The following is a 17,662-nucleotide window of genomic DNA, read 5'->3' as shown; positions in this document are numbered from 1 at the left end:
ACAGCGAAATATGGTTACAACAGACCCCATTGCAGATTTGTTGACGAGAATTCGTAACGCGCTCACCGCGCGCCACGACACCGTGTCGGTTCCTTCTTCCAAAATGAAGAAAGCCATTGCCGACATACTCGTGAGCGAAGGCTTTATTAAAAGCGCCGAAATAGGCGACGACAACGGACACCCCGTTATAAACATTGTTCTTAAATACGGCAACAAATACGAGAGAGTTATAACAAACCTCAAACGTATCAGTAAGCCCGGTCTTAGAGTGTATTGCGGATACGAAGACCTTCCCAAAGTTTTGGGCGGTTTGGGTATAGCAATCATTTCCACAAGCAAAGGCGTTATGACGGATAAGCAGGCGCGCGCTCAAAAAGTGGGCGGCGAAGTGCTTGCTTACGTTTGGTAATAAGGGAGGCAAAGCATTATGTCGAGAATAGGAAGAATGCCCATTGCAATCCCCGCCGGAGTTAAAGTGGAGATTGCGGGTTCAACCGTTAAGGTGAGCGGACCCAAAGGCGCGTTAGAGCGCGAAATCGCAAGCAATAAAATAGAAGTTAAAGTTGAAGGCGCCGAAGTGCACGTTACGCGTTCCGACGAAAAGAAAGAAACGAAATCGAAGCACGGGCTTTACCGTCAGCTTATTGCCAACATGGTGGCGGGCGTGGTTACGCCGTTTAGCCGCACGCTTATAGTTCAAGGCGTAGGCTATAAAGCCGCAGTTTCGGGCAACAAGCTCACAATGAACTTAGGATACAGCCATCCAGTAGAGTTCACCGCTCCCGAAGGCATCACAATCGCTTGCCCCGACATTACTACCATAGTGGTTTCGGGCATAAGCAAAGAGCTTGTGGGGCAGACGGCGGCGACCATACGCAGTAAGCGCCCTGTGGAGCCTTACCACAACTACGGACTCCATTATTCGGACGAAGTTCTTGTGAAGAAAGAAGGTAAGACGGCGGGCAAGTAAGGAGCAAAGCGATATGATAAACAAACAGAATAAAAATCAAGTTCGTGTTAAGCGTCATTTGCGCGTTCGTCACAACGTGTCGGGAACCGCCGAGTGCCCCCGTTTGAACGTGTACCGCTCCACTTCGCACATTTACGCGCAGATTATCGACGACGTTGCGGGCGTTACGCTCGCGTCGAGCTCGACGGTTGCCAAAGACGTGAACGTGAAGGGCAAGACCAAAACCGAAGCGGCCGCTATTGTGGGCGCGAAAATCGCCGAAAAGGCGAAAGCGAAAGGAATCGAATGCGTTGTTTTCGACCGCGGCGGTTACCTTTACACAGGCAGGGTTAAAGCTCTTGCCGACGGTGCTCGTGAAGCGGGCCTCAAATTTTAGCGGAGGAATGCAGAAATGGCAAGACGTGAACGTGAAGAAATGAAGCCCGACGACGGCTTTAAAAGCAAACTCGTAGCGGTAAACCGTATCACAAAGGTTGTTAAAGGCGGACGCAACATGCGCTTTTCGGCGCTTGTTGTGGTGGGCGACGGCAACGGAAGCGTGGGAATCGGCACGGGCAAAGCGGCGGAAGTTCCCGAAGCAATTAAAAAGGCTGAGGGCGTGGCTCGCCGCAGTTTGGTGAAAATAGCTCTTTCCGACGGCACAATTCCGCACGAAATTATAGGCAAGTTCGGAACCTCGCAGGTTCTCATGCGTCCCGCTCCCGAAGGTACCGGCGTTATAGCCGGCGGCAGCGTGCGCGCGGTTGTGGAGCTTGCGGGAATTAAGAATATCACCACGAAAAGCTACGGTAGTCGCAATCCCATAAACAGCGTTAAGGCAACGTTCGGAGGGCTTACCGCGCTCCGTTCGCCCGAGCAGGTTGCGGCGCTCAGAGGCAAGACCGTAGAAGAAATTTTAGGATAGGAGAGGCGAAATGGCTACAAAAAAGACTGAGAACGCCGAAACTAAGAAATTAAAGGTTACTTTGGTGAAAAGCACAATCGGCAGCCTTGAAAAACATAAAAGAACGGTGCAGGCGTTAGGCCTCAAAAAAATTCGTTCCAGCGTGGTAGTTAACGACAATCCCGCAATGCGCGGTATGATTTTCGTTGTGAAGCACCTCGTTACCGTAGAGGAGGTATAAAAGTAATGAAAATGCACGATTTATCGCCTGCGGTAGGCGCAAAAAGAGGTGTGAAACGCTTGGGGCGCGGTATCGGTTCCGGTACGGGCAAAACGAGCGGCAAGGGTCATAAAGGCCAGTGGGCGCGTAGCGGAGGCGGGGTTCGTCCCGGCTTCGAGGGCGGGCAGATGCCCCTTTCGCGCAGACTTCCCAAAACGGGATTTGACAACCGCTACAAAAAAGTATACTCTATAGTTAATCTCGGCGACCTTAACGAATTCGAAGACGGCGCTGTGGTTAATCTCGAAACGTTGATTAAAAACGGAATAGTCGGCAAAGAGGAACCTTACGGATTGAAGGTGCTTGCAAACGGCGAGCTCACCAAAAAAATAACCGTGCAGGCTAAAAAATTCTCGAAATCCGCAATAGAGAAAATCGAGAAAGCCGGTGGTAAAGTAGAGGTGTTGTAATGTTTCAAACACTCGTTAACGCGTTTAAGAATAAGGATGTGCGAAAGAAAATCCTTATCACTTTGGCGCTGATGTTTGTTTACCGCTTGGGTTGTTGGCTTCCCATTCCCGGCATAACGGGCGAAACCTATGCCGGACAAGCAGGCAATTCGGGCGACATTCTTTCGTTGCTGAGTATGATTACCGGCGGCGCGCTTACTAACGGCGCGTTTTTGGCAATCGGTATTTCGCCGTATATCAATGCGTCGATTATCATTCAGCTCTTAACCGTCGCCATTCCCCCTTTGGAGCGTTGGAGCAAACAGGGTGACGAGGGTAGAAAGAAACTTAACAAACTCACAAGAATATTTACTCTTGTGCTTGCGGTGGCTCAGGCTATCGGCATTGTTATAAATTTCTCGCGCGGCGACCAAATAAGCACAACGGTGTTTAACGTTAACATGAAAAAGTGGCTCGTCTGCATTTTCGTGGGCGCTATTTTGGTGGCGGGCTCTATGTTCACAATGTGGCTCGGCGAAAGAATTACCGAAATCGGCGTTGGAAACGGCATATCGCTTCTTATCTTCGTGGGTATACTTTCAACTGCGGGTATAAGCATTGTGTCGGTAATCACCGCATGGGTTAAAGGAACCGACCAAAACGCGCCTTGGCAGTTGTTGGCATTCTTGTTGCTTGTTGTCGTGATTTTCGCGTTCATAGTGTTCGTAGACCTTGCCGAGCGCAAGATTCCCGTGCACTATGCAAAGCAAATAAAGGGACGCAAGCAATACGGCGGACAGACCACATATATCCCCATTAAAGTAAACGCGAGCGGCGTGTTGCCCATAATCTTCTCTACGGCAATACTTTCGTTCCCTCAGCTTATTATGAGTATGTTCAATATGGACCCGACGAAAGGTTTCTACAAATTCTGGACGAATTGGTTGGGAACGGGCAAGCCCATATACAGCGTTCTTGTTGGACTTTTGATTTTGTTTTTCAGCTTCTTCTATGCGCAGATTCAGTTTAACGCCGAAGAAGTTGCGCGCAACATTCAACAGTACGGCGGAAATATTACGGGACTTCGTCCGGGCAAGCAGACAAGCGATTATCTTAAAAAAATCAACAAGCGTCTCACCTTGTTCGGAGCTATTTTCCTTGCGATTATCGCAATAGTGCCCTCGATAATTTTCAACTTTGTGTTCAGCTCGGGCACTTCGATTGCGCTTGTTAACGCGTTCAGCTCCACAGGTATGCTCATAGTTGTTTCGGTGGCGCTCGAATTCGAAAAGCAGTTGCAGAGTCAGTTGATGATGAAGCAGTATCGCGGCTTCTTAAAGTAAATTGTCGCCCAAACGCAAGTCGGCGCTACGGTGCGCGTGCGTAAAGCGCACGCTTCCTTGCTTAACCCGACTTGGACGAGCTTAAAGGGGAGTCCTTTCGCGGTACACGCCCGCGAAAGTCGGATTTGGCAGCGACTATTGCGAAAATCCGCAACCCGTCTGCACCGCCTTAGGCGTACATGTCATTGCGAGCGTAGCGAAGCAATCTCAAACATAGAGTTGTAAAAGCTTTCGAACCATAAAAAAGGAAAAAATATGAAAATAGTTTTGTTGGGTGCGCCGGGTGCGGGAAAAGGCACGCAGGCGACTAAGATTGCCGAGAAATACGGAATAACGCACATATCAACGGGCGACATATTCCGCAAGAACTTAAAAGAGGGTACGCCCGTAGGTCTTAAAGCCAAAGCGTATATCGATAAAGGGCAACTCGTGCCCGACGAAGTTACTTGCGAAATCGTTGCCGAGCGCTTGAAAGAAAGCGATTGCAAAAACGGTTTTATGCTCGACGGTTTCCCGCGCAACGTATTTCAGGCGGAAGCGCTCGATAAAATGAGCGAAATCGATTTGGTGCTTAATATCGCGGTGGAGCTCGATAAGCTTATGGCGCGGCTCACGGGCAGAAGAGTGTGCTCGAAATGCGGCGAAAGCTACCATATTTCAACTTTTGCGGAAAAGAGATGCCCTAAGTGCGGCGGCGAAATAATTCAGCGCGCCGACGACACCGAAGAAACTGTTGGCAAGCGTCTCGGAGTTTATGCCGAGCAAACCAAACCGCTAATCGATTATTACTCCGCAAAGGGCAAACTTGAAAGCGTTGACGGAATGAAGCCGATAGACGAAGTGTTCGCCCAAATAGAAAAATTGCTGGACTCTCGGAATTGAGGGCGTCGGAAGCAAAATGATTACTGTTAAAAAACCGAGCGAAATAAACAAAATGCGCGTTGCGGGCAAGCTTACGGGCGACGTCCTTAAATTTATTGAGGAAAAAATCAAACCCGGAGTTACAACCGCACAAGTAAACGCCGCAATACACGAGTATATTGTGTCGCACGACGCAAAACCGTCGTTTCTCCATTACAGAGGGTATCCTGCGTCCGCATGCGTTTCGGTGAACGACGTCGTTGTGCACGGCATTCCGAGCGGCTACGTTTTGCAAGAGGGCGACATCGTTTCTATCGACGTGGGCGTGGTTAAAGACGGATGGCAGGGCGACGCCGCGCGCACGTTCGCGGTAGGAAAGATTTCGGACGGCGCGCAAAAACTTATAGACGTTACGCGCGAATGCTTCTTCGAAGGAATAAAGCACGCGCGCGACGGAAAAAGACTCGGCGACCTTTCAAACGCAATTCAGCGCCATGCCGAAAGTCACGGCTACGGCGTTGTGCGCGAAATGATTGGGCACGGTATAGGGCGCAATATGCACGAAGAGCCCAACGTGCCGAACTTCGGAAAGGAAGGAACAGGCGTGTTGCTTAAATCGGGCTATACGATTGCGGTTGAGCCTATGATTAACGCAGGAACGTTCAAGATAAAGTTCGACCCCGACGGTTGGACCACACGAACGGCTGACGGCAGCTTATCGGCGCATTACGAAAACACAATTCTCGTGCGCGACGGAGAGCCCGAAATTTTAACTCTTTAATAAGGCGGTGCGCCAAAAATGTTCGTTCTTCGACAGAGTTAGGTGTGTTAAGCCGCTTTACAAAAAGGAAATTATGTGCTATAATAAAATGTACGCCTTTGAGTTTCCGGGCGTCGGGCAGGCGGCGCAGAGCCGAATGGGGCACGACAAAGGAAGAATATATTTAATAGCGGCGGTTGTCGGCAAAGATTTTGTTCTTTTAACCGACGGAGACAAAAGACCGCTCGCAAAACTCAAAACAAAGCGTGTTAAGCATTTAAAGCCGCTCGGCGAAAGCGAGCAAGCGAAAACGGCGTTTGCAAGCGGTGGTCTTACCGATTCGGCGGTGCGGAAAATACTTAAAGAATTTTCGGGAAACGCTAAAAATTAAAAACGTTTCGCGGATTCGGCAGGGGTGGAACCCCGTATATTTATAAGGTTACGGCAAATAACTCGCTTTTATAAGCGAAAAAAAGAAAAGGAGAATTTATGCCAAAGTCCGACAATATCGAAGCAGAAGGCGTGGTGGTAGAGTGCCTGCGCAATGCTGTGTTTAAGGTAAAGCTGTCGAACGGTCATATTGTAACGTGCACGATTTCGGGTAAAATTCGCATGCACTACATCAAGATTTTGGAGGGCGATACCGTTAAAATCGAAATGTCGCCTTACGACATCACGAAAGGCAGAATAACCTACCGTAACAAAAACTGAGAAAGTCTGCGTTTGCAGTCGGTTACATTAAAAGAAGAGGTGTTTGAAAAATGAAAGTAAGAGCTTCGGTAAAGCCCATGTGCGACAGATGCAAGGTAATTAAGCGTCATGGCAAGGTTATGGTGATTTGCTCCAAATACGCCAACCACAAGCAGCGTCAGGGCTAAACGTTTTAATATGCGAACGAAATGCGTGCGGAATCCTTTAAACAGAAGGAAATTGTCCGTGCGCAGTTTTGGCGTTTAAGTACATTTTCAGTTTAACGAAATTAAAGTTTATATTGCAATAGGCGTTTCGGTTCAAACGCGACTAACACTGCAATAAAAAGAACGAAAAGCAATTTGTGCAACATTAAAAAAGCAATGCTCGCGGAGTAGCCTAAAACTTAACATTCCATAAGTTTTCGGAAAAACGCGTTTTATATATAATCACCTGATTGCGGCGCTGCGGGACTACGGAAAATCCGTTTGGGCGCAAGCATAACGTGAAGCGGCCTTCGTCGCGCAAAGTCCCGAAAAAGTTCGACATTTAACAAATTTAAGGAGAAAAAGAAAGTGGCAAGAATAGCCGGAATAGATTTGCCCCGCGAGAAGCGCGTGGAAATCGGACTAACGTATATTTACGGTATCGGCAAGCCCACCGCTCAAAAGATTTTGGCGGATACGGGCGTAAATCCCGATACGAGAGTTAAAGACCTTTCGGAAGAAGAGGTAAACAAAATCCGCAACTATGTGGAGCATAATCTTCGCGTTGAAGGCGATTTGCACCGCGAAGTTGCTCTTAACATAAAGCGTCTTATGGAAATCGGATGCTATCGCGGTGTGCGTCATCGCAAAGGGCTTCCTGTGCGCGGGCAGAACACCAAGCAAAACGCCCGCACCCGCAAAGGGCCGAAGCGTACCGTCGGCAGAGCGAAGAAAAAGTAGGAGAGCATAACAATGGCAGTTAAAAAGACTTCTTCCAGAAAGAGCAGAGTAACAAAAAATATAGATAAAGGGCAAGTGCACATTCACGCTTCGTTCAACAATACGATTATAACCGTAACCGACGAGCAGGGAAACGCCATTTCGGCGTGCAGCGCAGGCGCTCTTAACTTTCGCGGTAGCCGCAAGAGCACTCCGTTTGCGGCTCAGCAGGCTTCCGAAAAAGCTGCGGCTGCGGCAAAAGAGCACGGTCTTAAATCGGTAGACGTTTTCGTTAAAGGACCGGGAAGCGGAAGAGAATCGGCAATACGCGCGCTCGAAGTTGTGGGACTTAACGTTACGAGCATAACCGACGTTTCGCCCATACCGCACAACGGTTGCCGTCCGCCCAAACGCAGAAGAGTTTAATAGGAGAAATAGAATAAAATGGCTAAATATACATGTGCAGATTGTCGTCAGTGCCGCCGCGAGGGTCAAAAACTTTTCCTCAAAGGCGAGCGTTGCACCAGCAAAAAATGCGCTATGGAGCGTCGCCCCGTTCCTCCCGGACAGCACGGCATGGGACGCAAAAAGGCGAGCGAATACAGCGTTCAGCTCCGCGAAAAACAAAAGGCAAAGCGCGCTTACGGGTTGCTTGAAAAGCAATTCCGTAGCTACTACGAGGAAGCCGAGCGTATGCGCGGCGTAACGGGCGAAAATATGCTCGCACTCATAGAGCGCAGGCTCGACAACGTTGTTTACCGCATGGGAATAGGCGCAAGCCGCGCGCAGTGCCGCCAAATAGTTAATCACGGGCACATTACCGTGAACGGCAAGAGCGTGGATATTCCGTCGTATCAAGTTAAAATCGGCGACGTGATTGCGGTGAGCGACGCGAAGAAAGACAACGCTATTTTCAAAGAGTTGCGCGGCGCGAGAATCGTAATGCCCAAATGGCTCGAATTTAATACCGAAACTCTTGTAGGCAAAATTACAGACAGTCCGAAGCGTGAAGATATCGACCTCAACATAAACGAACAGCTTATAGTAGAGTTGTACTCCAAATAATAACGGAGTGCCGCAAGCGGCGGAAATTAAAACCGCTAAGGCGGCTTGAATGCGAGGCATAAACAGTAAAAACAGTGTTATAGGCAAACGCCGACTGATAGATGCGGCGAGTTGCCGTCAAGGAGAATTGAATGAATATGATGGAAATCGAAAAGCCACGTATTACGCTTGAGGAAAGCCCCGATTTAAGGGCGGGAAAATTTGTAGTTGAACCCCTTGAGCGCGGTTATGGCATCACGCTCGGCAACGCGCTTCGCAGAGTTCTTTTGTCGGCTCTGCCCGGCACGGCTGTGGTGGGGATTCGCATCGAAGGCGCAAGCCATGAGTTCACAACCATCAAGGGCGTTAAAGAAGACGTAGCCGAAATAATCCTCAATCTTAAAGGGCTAAATCTTAAAGCTAACTATTCGGATAAAACGCTCAAAAAGGTGTTGAAAATCGAGCGCAACACGCCGGGTATCGTAACCGCTAAGGATATAGAAATCGACCCCGAAATAGAAGTGCTCAACCCCGACATGTACATCTGCACGCTGGACGAGGGCGGCAAGCTCTTTATGGAAATGACGGTTGCGCGCGGCAGAGGTTACGTTGTGGCGGTGAACCACAAAGACGACACCCAGCCCATAGGCTACATTCCCATCGACGCTATTTTCACCCCCGTGAAAGCGGCGAGCTACTCGGTGGAAGCAACTCGCGTAGGGCAGAATATAGACTACGACAAACTTACGCTCGAAGTTAAAACGGACGGCAGCTTATCGGCGAAAGACGTTTTGAGTTTGGCAGCTAAGGCGATAGAAGACCATATCAGGTTATTCGTGAATTTGTCGGACGTTATATCGGGTATGGACATTCTTGTTTCGCGCGAGGAAGACAAACAGCAAAAAGTTCTCGAAATGAACATCGAAGATATGGATTTGAGCGTTCGCAGCTATAATTGCTTAAAGCGCGCCGCCATTCATACGGTGGAAGACCTTACTAAGAGAACGGAAGAAGATATGCTTAAAGTTCGCAATCTGGGACGCAAGTCGCTTGACGAGGTAATCGGAAAGCTTCGCAGCTACGGACTCGACTTGAAAAGCAACGACGATTAAGGAGTAAAAGTTAAACAGTATGGAACAGAGAAAATTGGGAAGACCCACCGACCAAAGAATGGCTCTTTTGAGAAATCAAGTTACCGAGCTTCTTTGGAACGGCAAAATCGAAACCACTTACGAACGCGCCAAAGAAGTGAGCCGTATGGCGGACAAAATTCTTACTATGGCGATTAACAGCTACACCGACACCTATAAAAAGGTGGAAACCCGCAAAACCGACAAGGGCGAAATCAAGGTGGAGCTCGTAAACGACGGACCCAAAAAACTTGCGGCTCGTCGCAGAATTATGAGCATTGTGTACGACCGTCAAGAACAGCGCGGCGCCAAAGAATCAGCGCTTGCGTTCAAGCAACGCACCGAACATATTCAGCATCCGCTTATTGAAAAAATCTTTAACGAGTACGCGCCCAAATACACAAAGCGCGCATCCGATTTAGGGCAAAAGGGCGGCTATACCCGCGTGCTCAAAATGGGATTCCGCAGAGGCGACAGCGCCGAAGCGGCTCTTATAGAATTAGTGTAACAAATTGTTTACAAAAGCGAACCTAACTTCAAATATCGATACGGTTCGCTTTTTGTATAGCAATTCGGCAGCGCTTTCGAACGGGGTATAATTGAATCGAAATCGGTTCGGGAGGATACAGTATGAAAAAGAACGCTAAATCCGTTGTTTTAAGCGCGGCGCTTGTTTTAATATGCGCGTTTGTGTTTTGCGGTTGCGGCATAACCGACCCTGCGGCGATAGAAGGCGAGGGCGGAATAGCGCCTGAAGGCTACGAGCGTTTGGAATATGCGGGAAGCTCGTTTTATATCCCGCCTAACTGCAAATACGATTCGCATGTGAACGGGGTGGACTTATATAGGTTTCCCGACGGCACTTTTAACGTTAATACGGTAGATAGCAGCGCGAAAGTGCAAAGAATAAAAGAGTCTAAGTTCGAGAAAGACATTAAAAGCGCGATGTCGGCAAGCGGTTTCGATTGCAAACTCGATTCGTTTAAATTTTATAAGCTCAGCGGGCTGTGGATTTTGGCTGACGAACTCACGCTAACAGAGCGCAGTTCTTCGAAAGTGATTAAGGAATATCAATTTTGCTACAATTCTTCGGGTAAACAAGTTACGTTGACTATCGCTTTCAATAATCCCGACGTTGCTGTGGAATCGGATTTTCCCGCAAAGCTCTTGTATTCGATAGCGATTTTATAAGCTAAAAGGCTTGTTATAAGAAAATGCAAACGGAAGAAAACACAACGGAATTAAACGATAAATCCGTTTCGGCAGAAAAAGCCGAGACGGATTCTTTCGTTGTGCAAGAGCAAAAAGACGTGTTGCCTAATCCGCTTGAACTTTTGCGGAAAGAGCGCGAGCGCCGAAAAAATCTTGTACGCCCCAAAATCGGCGTGTGGCGCGCGTTTGCTAATATCTTTTTTCCGCTTGCCGTTGCTTCTGGAATTTTTTGCGCGTTGTTTTTTACTTTGCCTAAACACAAATTAGCGCTTTCGCTCGGCATTAGTTTAAGCGTGCTTTTGCTATACGTTGTGTTGCGAATGCGTGCAATTCTAATTTGGTGCGTAAAAGCATATCAAGCTATTGCGCCCGACGAAGTGCGGCTCAGGTGCGTGTTCACTCCGTCATGCTCTGAGTATGCGATAGAAGCTTTGCAAAAATACGGTGTTGTTCGCGGCGTGCCGAAAATTATCAAAAGACTGCGTAGGTGCCACCCGCCCAACGGCGGCAAAGACGAACTCGAATAGAAAAGAACTTGACTTTTTAGTGTTTTAATGCTATATTAGCTTTAATAATAAGTTTATTGTTTGAGCCGAATATAAAGGAGAGCGAGAAATGAAAAGAGAAAGACATATCAAGCTTATTTTGCTTATATGCGTTTTGTTATGCGCCGCTTTTTTCGTGGCTTGCAAAGGCATGGTTAATACAAATATAGAACCGTCGCATACTCATACATATTCGGAAACTTGGAGCAATGATAATGAATATCATTGGCATGAGCCTACATGCGAGCATGAAACGGCAATAAAGGATAAAGCGGAACATACTTTTAAAAACAATATATGCACGTTATGCGGTTTTTCGGATAGCAAGATTAGCTATACTTTAAATAAAGATGGTTATACAGTGTCGGGCATAGGTATTGAAGATTCTAATGCAATAGCGGTTTCATCGACTTATAAAGGTAAACCCGTAACCGCAATAGGAGCTAACGCTTTTATAGGTTGCGTTTGGATAAAAAGTATTGAACTTCCTAATACGATTAAGAGCATAGGCGAGGATGCGTTCGGCGGTTGTAGTAGTTTGCAAAGTATAACGATTCCGTCTTCGGTTGAAAGTATAGGACGGCGCGCTTTCAACGGTTGTAGTAATTTGGTAAAAATAGAATTGCCGTTCATAGGTATGGGAAATGGCAACGATGAGTTTACGGACTTTTTTGGATATATCTTCGGAGCAAAGTCTTATTTATTTAATAAAGACTATGTGCCTGCATCGCTAAAAACGGTTGTTATTACGAACGATGCGGCGATAAGCGAAAAGGCATTTTATAATTGCACGGAGATTGAGAAAATAACGTTGCCTCAAAATTTAAAAACTATTCAAAGTAACGCTTTCGAGAACTGTAATAGTTTAACCAATATTCAAATACCGGATAGTGTTACTTATATCGGCAATTATGCATTTTATAACTGCGGGTCTTTGCAATATGCTAATTACGGGAAAGAGTTATATTTGGGAAATGAAGCAAATCCGTATTTGTGGCTTATAAATGTGTTCTCAAGTACGACGGAATGCAATGTGCATAACGATACCAAATATATGTGTAGTAGTGCGTTTAAAGGTTGCCATAGTCTAACGAATGTTGAACTGCCTAACAGTATTGTTAACATAGGGCAGGGCGCTTTCGAAAGTTGTCAAAGCCTTACAAGAATTGTTTTGCCGTTTGTCGGCAGAGATAGCGTAGGAACAAACGGCGCAAGTTATTTAGGTTATATCTTCGGAGCGCCTGATTATTATTACGACAATTATGTGCCGTCATCGTTAGAAACGGTTTTAGTTACGGATGGGACAAATATAGCGAATTACGCATTTTTTAGATGTAAGAATATTAAAAATATTATATTGCCGGATACGGTGGTACATATCGGCAAAAGCGCATTTAGCGATTGCTCCGGTTTAGTAAGCGTTAAACTTCCGAACTCAATTAAAAGTATCGGCGAAAGCACTTTTAGCGGTTGTGATAGTTTAACTGACATTACGCTGCCTCACGAATTATCATATATCGAAACTTTCGCATTTTTAGATTGTAAAAGCCTTGAAACTATTTCTTTTCCTAATAATATTGTTGGCATTGCTACTAACGCATTTGAGGATTGCGTCAGTTTAAAAACTATTTTTATTCCGAAGAGCGTAACTAAGCTTGGCGATAATGTATTTGGTGGTTGTTATGGATTAGAAAGCATTGCCGTTGAAAAGGGAAATGCGAACTATCACAGTAACGGGAATTGTATTATCGAAACGGACAGTAAAACGTTGATTATCGGTTGCAAAAACAGCATAATACCGTCTGACGGAAGCGTTACGGCTATAAAATATCTTGCTTTTGACGGCTGTTCTAATTTGGAAAGCATTACTTTACCCGACAATATAACGAGTATAGGATGGGGCGCGTTTCAATATTGCAATAAGCTTAAAAACATTAACATTCCCGACGGTGTAACAAATCTTGAAAGCAGTCTGTTTATGTATTGTAAAAGTTTAACGGATATTACGTTGCCCGATAGCATAGAAAGTATTTCGCATAGCGTGTTTAGCAATTGTTATAGTCTTACAAAAATCGTAATACCTAATTCCGTTGTCAGTATAGGCGATTTTGCGTTTGAGAATTGCGACAATTTGTCAGACGTTGTTTTGCCTCAGAAATTAACAAGTATAGGTTACAGAACTTTTAGCGGATGCAGTAGTATTGAGAACGTTGTTATTCCTAACAGTGTGATAACGGTGGGCGAAGAGGCTTTTAGCAATTGCGGGAATTTAAAAAACGTTAGTATTTCCGATAACTTGACAACAATCTCAAAACACATGTTTTCGGGCTGCAGTAATTTAGTTACAATTACACTACCTGTGTCTGTTACATGTGTTGAGGAATATGCTTTTAGTAATTGTACCAAGCTTACGAGTGTCAGTATTTCTAAGCAGGTACAAAATATTGAAAATAACGTGTTTAGCGGTTGTTTGTGTTTAAGTAGCATAAATTTCGACGGGACACAAGACGAATGGAATGCCATAAAAAAAGAGGAAGGATGGGATGCTGGTATAGGTTTCGGCTTTGATTCGAAAAAGTATACCGTTTATTGCACTGACGGGAATATAGAGAAACAATAAAAGAAAGCGGCGTTTTTAAGCGCCGCTTTGCTTAATAAAAATGTTTTCGGTATTATAGTCCCGCAAGCTTGGTTAAATGTTCAAGCGATTGAACGCCTACGGCGCGCGCCGCAACCTCGCCGCCTTTAAACACCATAATGGTGGGAATACTCATGATACCGAATTTTTGCGCAAGGTCGGGGTTTTCGTCCACATTTACTTTTCCTACGTTTACTTTTCCCGAATATTTTGAGGCGAATTGTTCGAGTATGGGAGTCTGACTGCGGCAAGGTCCGCACCACGGCGCCCAAAAGTCCACCACTGTGGGAAGTTCCTTGTTTGTTTCTTCCGAAAAAGTCATTGCGTTAAGTTCTTTCATTTTATGCTCTCCTTAATTATAAATTTTGCAATTATTTTGTTTTCCATACATAAAGACGTTTCAATCGCTTATACCGAAAAATACTCGATAATATTATTTAAGCGTAAGCTTCGTCAAGTTTTAAAATTGCCGCCTCGTAAATGTCGGGCAACTTGTTAAACAATTCGAACGGGAACGACTCGTCCACGTTGTGAATATTGGTTTCAAGGTTGGGGAATGTGGGCCCGAAAGCCACCGCGTTCGGAAGCTCGCGCGCGTATGTTCCGCCGCCGCAGTAGAGGCACTTTTTTTCGCCTCCGGTAGTTTCGGCGTATGCGCTCAAAAGCGCCTGCACCAACTTGCTGTTTTCGGGTATATAAAGGTTGGGCGACCAACGGTTCTCTGTGAGAGTGGCTGAGGGGAAGCATTCGCGTATTTTTTTCTTAACCGTTTCATGGTTTGCGCATACCGGAAGCCTAAGGTCGAGCGCTACCGTAAGTTTGCCGTCGGCTACGGTTACAATTCCCGTGTTCACCGTGAGGTTTCCCGAAACGTCGTCTTGCGCTTCTATGCTCAAAAGAGGAGCGGGGTTGGGCGCGCATAAATATTTGGTTACCGCCTTAAATTCTTCGGGAGCATATTCGCCCATAATTCCGCACAGCAGCGCAAGCATTTTCATTGCGGCGTTTTCGCCCTTTTCGGGGCACATGGCATGTCCTGCAACGCCGCGCGCTTCAAGCGCTATTCTGTCGGGGAAGAAATGCGCGGAAAAGTCTTGCGTGCGCATACCGCCGCTTATTATTATTTTGGCGACTTTGGGATTGAGAAAGAGCGAGCTGTCGGAGCCGAGCGAGCTAATCGCGTCGAACAGTTTGCTTTCTTTTGGCACGACAACCGTGCAAAGGTCGGGCACGATATTGTGGCGCATTCCCGCTTTAATCGAAACAAAGTTTTCGGCAAGCCGCTGTGAGCGGGGAAAAGTAAGCGTGAGGTGCAGTATGCCTTTTTCGCTGTTTATAATGGGAAAGTCTGCGTCGGGAACAAAGCTTGCTTTGGGAATTTCGCAGTGTTCTCTGTAATATTCGATACACTCGGAACCGTTCTCTTCGTTGCAACCCACAATAAGGCGAATGCGGTTGTTAAGTTTTTTACCGCTCTCTTTTAACCGCTTTAAGGCGTGCAAAGCCGCTACGGTAGGGCCTTTGTCGTCGGCAACGCCTCTGCCTTTTATCAAGCCGTCTTCGCAAACCATAGAATACGGTTCGTTACTCCAACCGTCTCCCGCAGGCACAACGTCGAGATGCCCGAGTATGCCGAGCATGTCCTTTCCGTCGCCGAGTTCCGCCCACCCGCAATAACCGTTTTCGTTATGCGTTTTCAGTCCGTAGCTTGCGGCTATTTCCAAAAAACAATCGAGCGCGGCGCGCGGAGCTTTACCGAACGGGGCGCCCTCTTCCGCCTCGCCCATAACCGACGGAATGGCAATCAACTTTTTCAAATCGTTGAGCATATTTAAAATTCCTCGCATTTTAGTATTCATAATAACTATACTATAATTACCGATTTTTGTCAAGGAGAGTAAAAACATGCGAAAGCGTCAGTTTTTTCTCTTGAGCAAAAAAGTAATATCTGCTATTGTGATGATTTGTAAACAACTACGAAAGAAAACAAAAACAATATGGAAGCACCCAAACATGTTATTGCCTTTTTCATTCTTTATCCCTCCTAAATATTTGTTTCCTAATTTGCAAAACCGAACGCATTTCTATTGCGGGACCGATAAAAGTAGGTGTATATATTGTAAGATTTGCCATAGCACATTACAAAGTTGACCCGAATTTAGAAAAATATAATTCTATAAGAAAAACAATTACCGTAGAGGTGGTTGAATAAAAAAATAAAGGGAGGGTTGGTGTTATGAAAAGGTCTCGAAGCTTTAAAAGCTGGGACGGTAAAAACGGAGCTAACGGTAGTGATGGTCAGGTGTATGTAACTAAAATTTAATAAACAATCAAAAAAACCGGCGCTAATAATTCAGCGTCGGTTTTTTCTCTTTTGCGTTGTTTTTGTTGCTTTATTTCGCAAATTTTATTATAATAATAGTTACGGCGGCAAAATAAGCCGCTTATGCAAAGGCGTGCTTTTTTACGTTTTGCAAAATTTGTTTCGTTATGCGGGAGGTTAAGCTCGAAATTATGGTAAGAACAAGATTTGCGCCCAGTCCTACGGGTTTTTTGCATGTGGGCGGTTTGCGCACGGCGTTATACGCATATCTTTACGCTAAGAAAGCGGGCGGAAAATTTATACTCAGAATAGAAGACACCGACTTGGAACGCACGGTGCCGGGAGCTGTGGAGCTCATTTACCGCACGTTGCGCGAAACGGGACTAAAATACGACGAGGGTCCCGACGTGGGCGGGGAATACGGACCGTATATTCAAACTCAACGCAAGCAAATTTATATTGACTACGCTAAAAAGCTAATCGAGAGCGGCGACGCATATTATTGCTTTTGCACAAAGGAGCGCCTCGAACAAATTCACAAAGACGGAGCCACAAAATACGACAAGCACTGCTTGCATATTCCGCGCGAGGAAGCGGAAAAACGTATTGCGGCGGGCGAAAAATACGTTATACGCCAAAATATCCCTGCCGAAGGAGTGTCGAGCTATGTGGACCTTGTTTTCGGCGAAATAAAAGTTGATTACAACGACCTCGAAGACAACGTGCTTATAAAGTCGGACGGTTATCCCACATACAATTTTGCCAACGTTATAGACGACCACCTTATGGGCATAACGCATGTTATTCGCGGCACCGAGTATCTTTCGTCTACGCCCAAATATAATTTGCTGTACGACGCGCTCGGCTTCGAACGTCCGCAATACATTCATTTGCAACCCATAATGCGCGACGCTCACCAAAAGCTAAGCAAGCGTCACGGCGACGCCAACTATGAGGATTTTATAGCGAAAGGCTTTTTGAAAGACGCAATCGTGAATTATATCGCACTTCTCGGTTGGAGCCCCAAAGACAATCGAGAAAAACTCACGCTCGAAGAAATGGAGCAACTTTTTTCGCTCGACGGCGTGAGCAAATCTGCGTCGATTTTCGACGAGACCAAAATGCGTTGGCTCAATTCGCTTTACGTTAAAGAGCTTTCCGAAGAAGAGTTTCATAAGCGCGCGCTTGCGTTTTACGCGCCGTATAAATACTTAAACGGGCTCGACCTCGAATATTTGAGCACGCTTTTGCATTCGCGTACCGAAGTGTTTACCGACGTTGGCAAGCTCACCGCTTTTATAGAAAATTTCGAGAATTTCGACACGGCGCTGTTTACTAACGCCAAATGGAAAACAGACGCGGCGCTCGCTGCGAAAATGTTGCCCGATTTAATAAAGGTTGCGGAAAACGAATGGGATAATTTGCACGACGCGTTAAACGCTTACGCCGAACGCGACGGCTACAAAAAAGGACAAGTTTTGTGGGTGTTCCGTATAGCGCTAACGAACGCGGCGTCAACTCCGGGCGGCGCGAGCGAAATGGCGCGCCTTTTCGGCAAAGACGAAAGCTTGCGTCGACTGAATTACGCGCTCGGTAAAGTTATCGCATAGTCGGTTTTGCGGCAAAGAACCAACGTTTAAAGTCTTAAAAAGATAAGCGGGAGGAGTA

23 protein-coding genes are annotated in these 17,662 nt (G+C 46.3%); 21 read left to right on the top strand and 2 right to left on the bottom strand.

The genetic code is table 11. The annotated features are described in order from the left end of the window. Positions 1-10: 10 nt before the first annotated feature. From rpsH to NFR62_RS03595, 20 genes are all read left to right on the top strand, one after another. Positions 11-409 (top strand): 30S ribosomal protein S8, encoded by a 399-nt coding sequence (gene rpsH, locus NFR62_RS03690; RefSeq protein WP_251614371.1) that lies wholly within the window; start codon positions 11-13, stop codon positions 407-409. 18 nt (positions 410-427) lie between these two features. Beyond that, on the top strand, positions 428-970 hold the full coding sequence (rplF, locus tag NFR62_RS03685; RefSeq protein WP_251614368.1) for a 50S ribosomal protein L6: 543 nt from the start codon (positions 428-430) through the stop codon (positions 968-970). 13 nt (positions 971-983) lie between these two features. Next, positions 984-1,346, top strand: coding sequence for a 50S ribosomal protein L18 (gene rplR, locus NFR62_RS03680; RefSeq protein WP_251614356.1), 363 nt, complete (start codon positions 984-986; stop codon positions 1,344-1,346). Positions 1,347-1,361: 15 nt separating this feature from the next. Next, positions 1,362-1,874, top strand: a complete 513-nt coding sequence (rpsE, locus tag NFR62_RS03675; RefSeq protein ID WP_251614343.1) for a 30S ribosomal protein S5 — start codon at positions 1,362-1,364, stop codon at positions 1,872-1,874. A gap of 10 nt (positions 1,875-1,884) precedes the next feature. Further along, on the top strand, positions 1,885-2,094 hold the full coding sequence (gene rpmD, locus NFR62_RS03670; protein ID WP_251614328.1) for a 50S ribosomal protein L30: 210 nt from the start codon (positions 1,885-1,887) through the stop codon (positions 2,092-2,094). 5 nt (positions 2,095-2,099) lie between these two features. Then, a complete protein-coding gene (rplO, locus tag NFR62_RS03665) occupies positions 2,100-2,543 on the top strand; it encodes a 50S ribosomal protein L15 (protein WP_251614312.1) in 444 nt (147 codons plus the stop codon). Between the two features lie 38 nt (positions 2,544-2,581). Next, entirely contained in the window at positions 2,582-3,865 is a 1,284-nt protein-coding gene (secY, locus tag NFR62_RS03660) for a preprotein translocase subunit SecY (RefSeq protein WP_251614308.1), read from the top strand. Between the two features lie 255 nt (positions 3,866-4,120). Further along, positions 4,121-4,747, top strand: a complete 627-nt coding sequence (locus NFR62_RS03655) for an adenylate kinase (RefSeq protein ID WP_251614306.1) — start codon at positions 4,121-4,123, stop codon at positions 4,745-4,747. Positions 4,748-4,763: 16 nt separating this feature from the next. After that, complete coding sequence (gene map / locus NFR62_RS03650; protein ID WP_251614303.1) at positions 4,764-5,507, top strand: type I methionyl aminopeptidase; 744 nt, start codon at positions 4,764-4,766, stop codon at positions 5,505-5,507. Positions 5,508-5,580: 73 nt separating this feature from the next. After that, positions 5,581-5,877, top strand: coding sequence for a KOW domain-containing RNA-binding protein (locus NFR62_RS03645; protein WP_251614300.1), 297 nt, complete (start codon positions 5,581-5,583; stop codon positions 5,875-5,877). Between the two features lie 98 nt (positions 5,878-5,975). After that, positions 5,976-6,197, top strand: a complete 222-nt coding sequence (gene infA / locus NFR62_RS03640; RefSeq protein WP_251614297.1) for a translation initiation factor IF-1 — start codon at positions 5,976-5,978, stop codon at positions 6,195-6,197. 50 nt (positions 6,198-6,247) lie between these two features. After that, entirely contained in the window at positions 6,248-6,364 is a 117-nt protein-coding gene (gene rpmJ, locus NFR62_RS03635) for a 50S ribosomal protein L36 (protein ID WP_251614294.1), read from the top strand. A 387-nt stretch (positions 6,365-6,751) separates the two neighbouring features. Next, positions 6,752-7,123 carry a 30S ribosomal protein S13 gene (gene rpsM, locus NFR62_RS03630; protein WP_251614291.1) on the top strand — a complete coding sequence of 124 codons (372 nt, stop codon included), beginning with the start codon at positions 6,752-6,754 and terminating at the stop codon, positions 7,121-7,123. A gap of 12 nt (positions 7,124-7,135) precedes the next feature. Further along, positions 7,136-7,528: a 30S ribosomal protein S11 gene (gene rpsK, locus NFR62_RS03625; protein WP_251614286.1), complete on the top strand. Its 393-nt coding sequence runs from the start codon at positions 7,136-7,138 to the stop codon at positions 7,526-7,528. 18 nt (positions 7,529-7,546) lie between these two features. After that, a complete protein-coding gene (rpsD, locus tag NFR62_RS03620; RefSeq protein WP_251614283.1) occupies positions 7,547-8,167 on the top strand; it encodes a 30S ribosomal protein S4 in 621 nt (206 codons plus the stop codon). Positions 8,168-8,304: 137 nt separating this feature from the next. Further along, positions 8,305-9,258 carry a DNA-directed RNA polymerase subunit alpha gene (locus NFR62_RS03615; RefSeq protein WP_251614253.1) on the top strand — a complete coding sequence of 318 codons (954 nt, stop codon included), beginning with the start codon at positions 8,305-8,307 and terminating at the stop codon, positions 9,256-9,258. 19 nt (positions 9,259-9,277) lie between these two features. Continuing rightward, complete coding sequence (locus NFR62_RS03610) at positions 9,278-9,784, top strand: bL17 family ribosomal protein (RefSeq protein ID WP_251614251.1); 507 nt, start codon at positions 9,278-9,280, stop codon at positions 9,782-9,784. A gap of 122 nt (positions 9,785-9,906) precedes the next feature. Continuing rightward, the gene (locus NFR62_RS03605; RefSeq protein WP_251614249.1) at positions 9,907-10,467 is read left to right on the top strand and encodes a hypothetical protein; all 561 of its coding nucleotides are present in this window, start codon (positions 9,907-9,909) and stop codon (positions 10,465-10,467) included. Between the two features lie 23 nt (positions 10,468-10,490). Further along, a complete protein-coding gene (gene yidD, locus NFR62_RS03600) occupies positions 10,491-11,015 on the top strand; it encodes a membrane protein insertion efficiency factor YidD (RefSeq protein ID WP_251614247.1) in 525 nt (174 codons plus the stop codon). Positions 11,016-11,103: 88 nt separating this feature from the next. Further along, positions 11,104-13,653, top strand: a complete 2,550-nt coding sequence (locus NFR62_RS03595) for a leucine-rich repeat domain-containing protein (protein ID WP_338049885.1) — start codon at positions 11,104-11,106, stop codon at positions 13,651-13,653. Positions 13,654-13,705: 52 nt separating this feature from the next. Here NFR62_RS03595 and trxA read toward each other — a convergent pair whose 3' ends face one another. Together trxA and NFR62_RS03585 are read right to left on the bottom strand one after the other, a co-directional pair. After that, the gene (gene trxA, locus NFR62_RS03590) at positions 13,706-14,011 is read right to left on the bottom strand and encodes a thioredoxin (protein WP_251614241.1); all 306 of its coding nucleotides are present in this window, start codon (positions 14,009-14,011) and stop codon (positions 13,706-13,708) included. A 97-nt stretch (positions 14,012-14,108) separates the two neighbouring features. Beyond that, positions 14,109-15,500, bottom strand: coding sequence for a Sapep family Mn(2+)-dependent dipeptidase (locus NFR62_RS03585; protein ID WP_251614238.1), 1,392 nt, complete (start codon positions 15,498-15,500; stop codon positions 14,109-14,111). A gap of 685 nt (positions 15,501-16,185) precedes the next feature. Between NFR62_RS03585 and gltX the strand changes: the two genes are divergently transcribed. Beyond that, positions 16,186-17,604 (top strand): glutamate--tRNA ligase, encoded by a 1,419-nt coding sequence (gene gltX, locus NFR62_RS03580; protein ID WP_251614235.1) that lies wholly within the window; start codon positions 16,186-16,188, stop codon positions 17,602-17,604. The last annotated feature ends 58 nt before the right edge of the window (positions 17,605-17,662 follow it).

This window comes from Pumilibacter muris (assembly GCF_943193045.1).
GTDB lineage: Bacteria > Bacillota > Clostridia > Christensenellales > Pumilibacteraceae > Pumilibacter > Pumilibacter muris.
The sequence above is the reverse complement of the archived record's forward strand: the minus strand, read 5'-3'. Positions and strand labels throughout refer to the sequence as shown.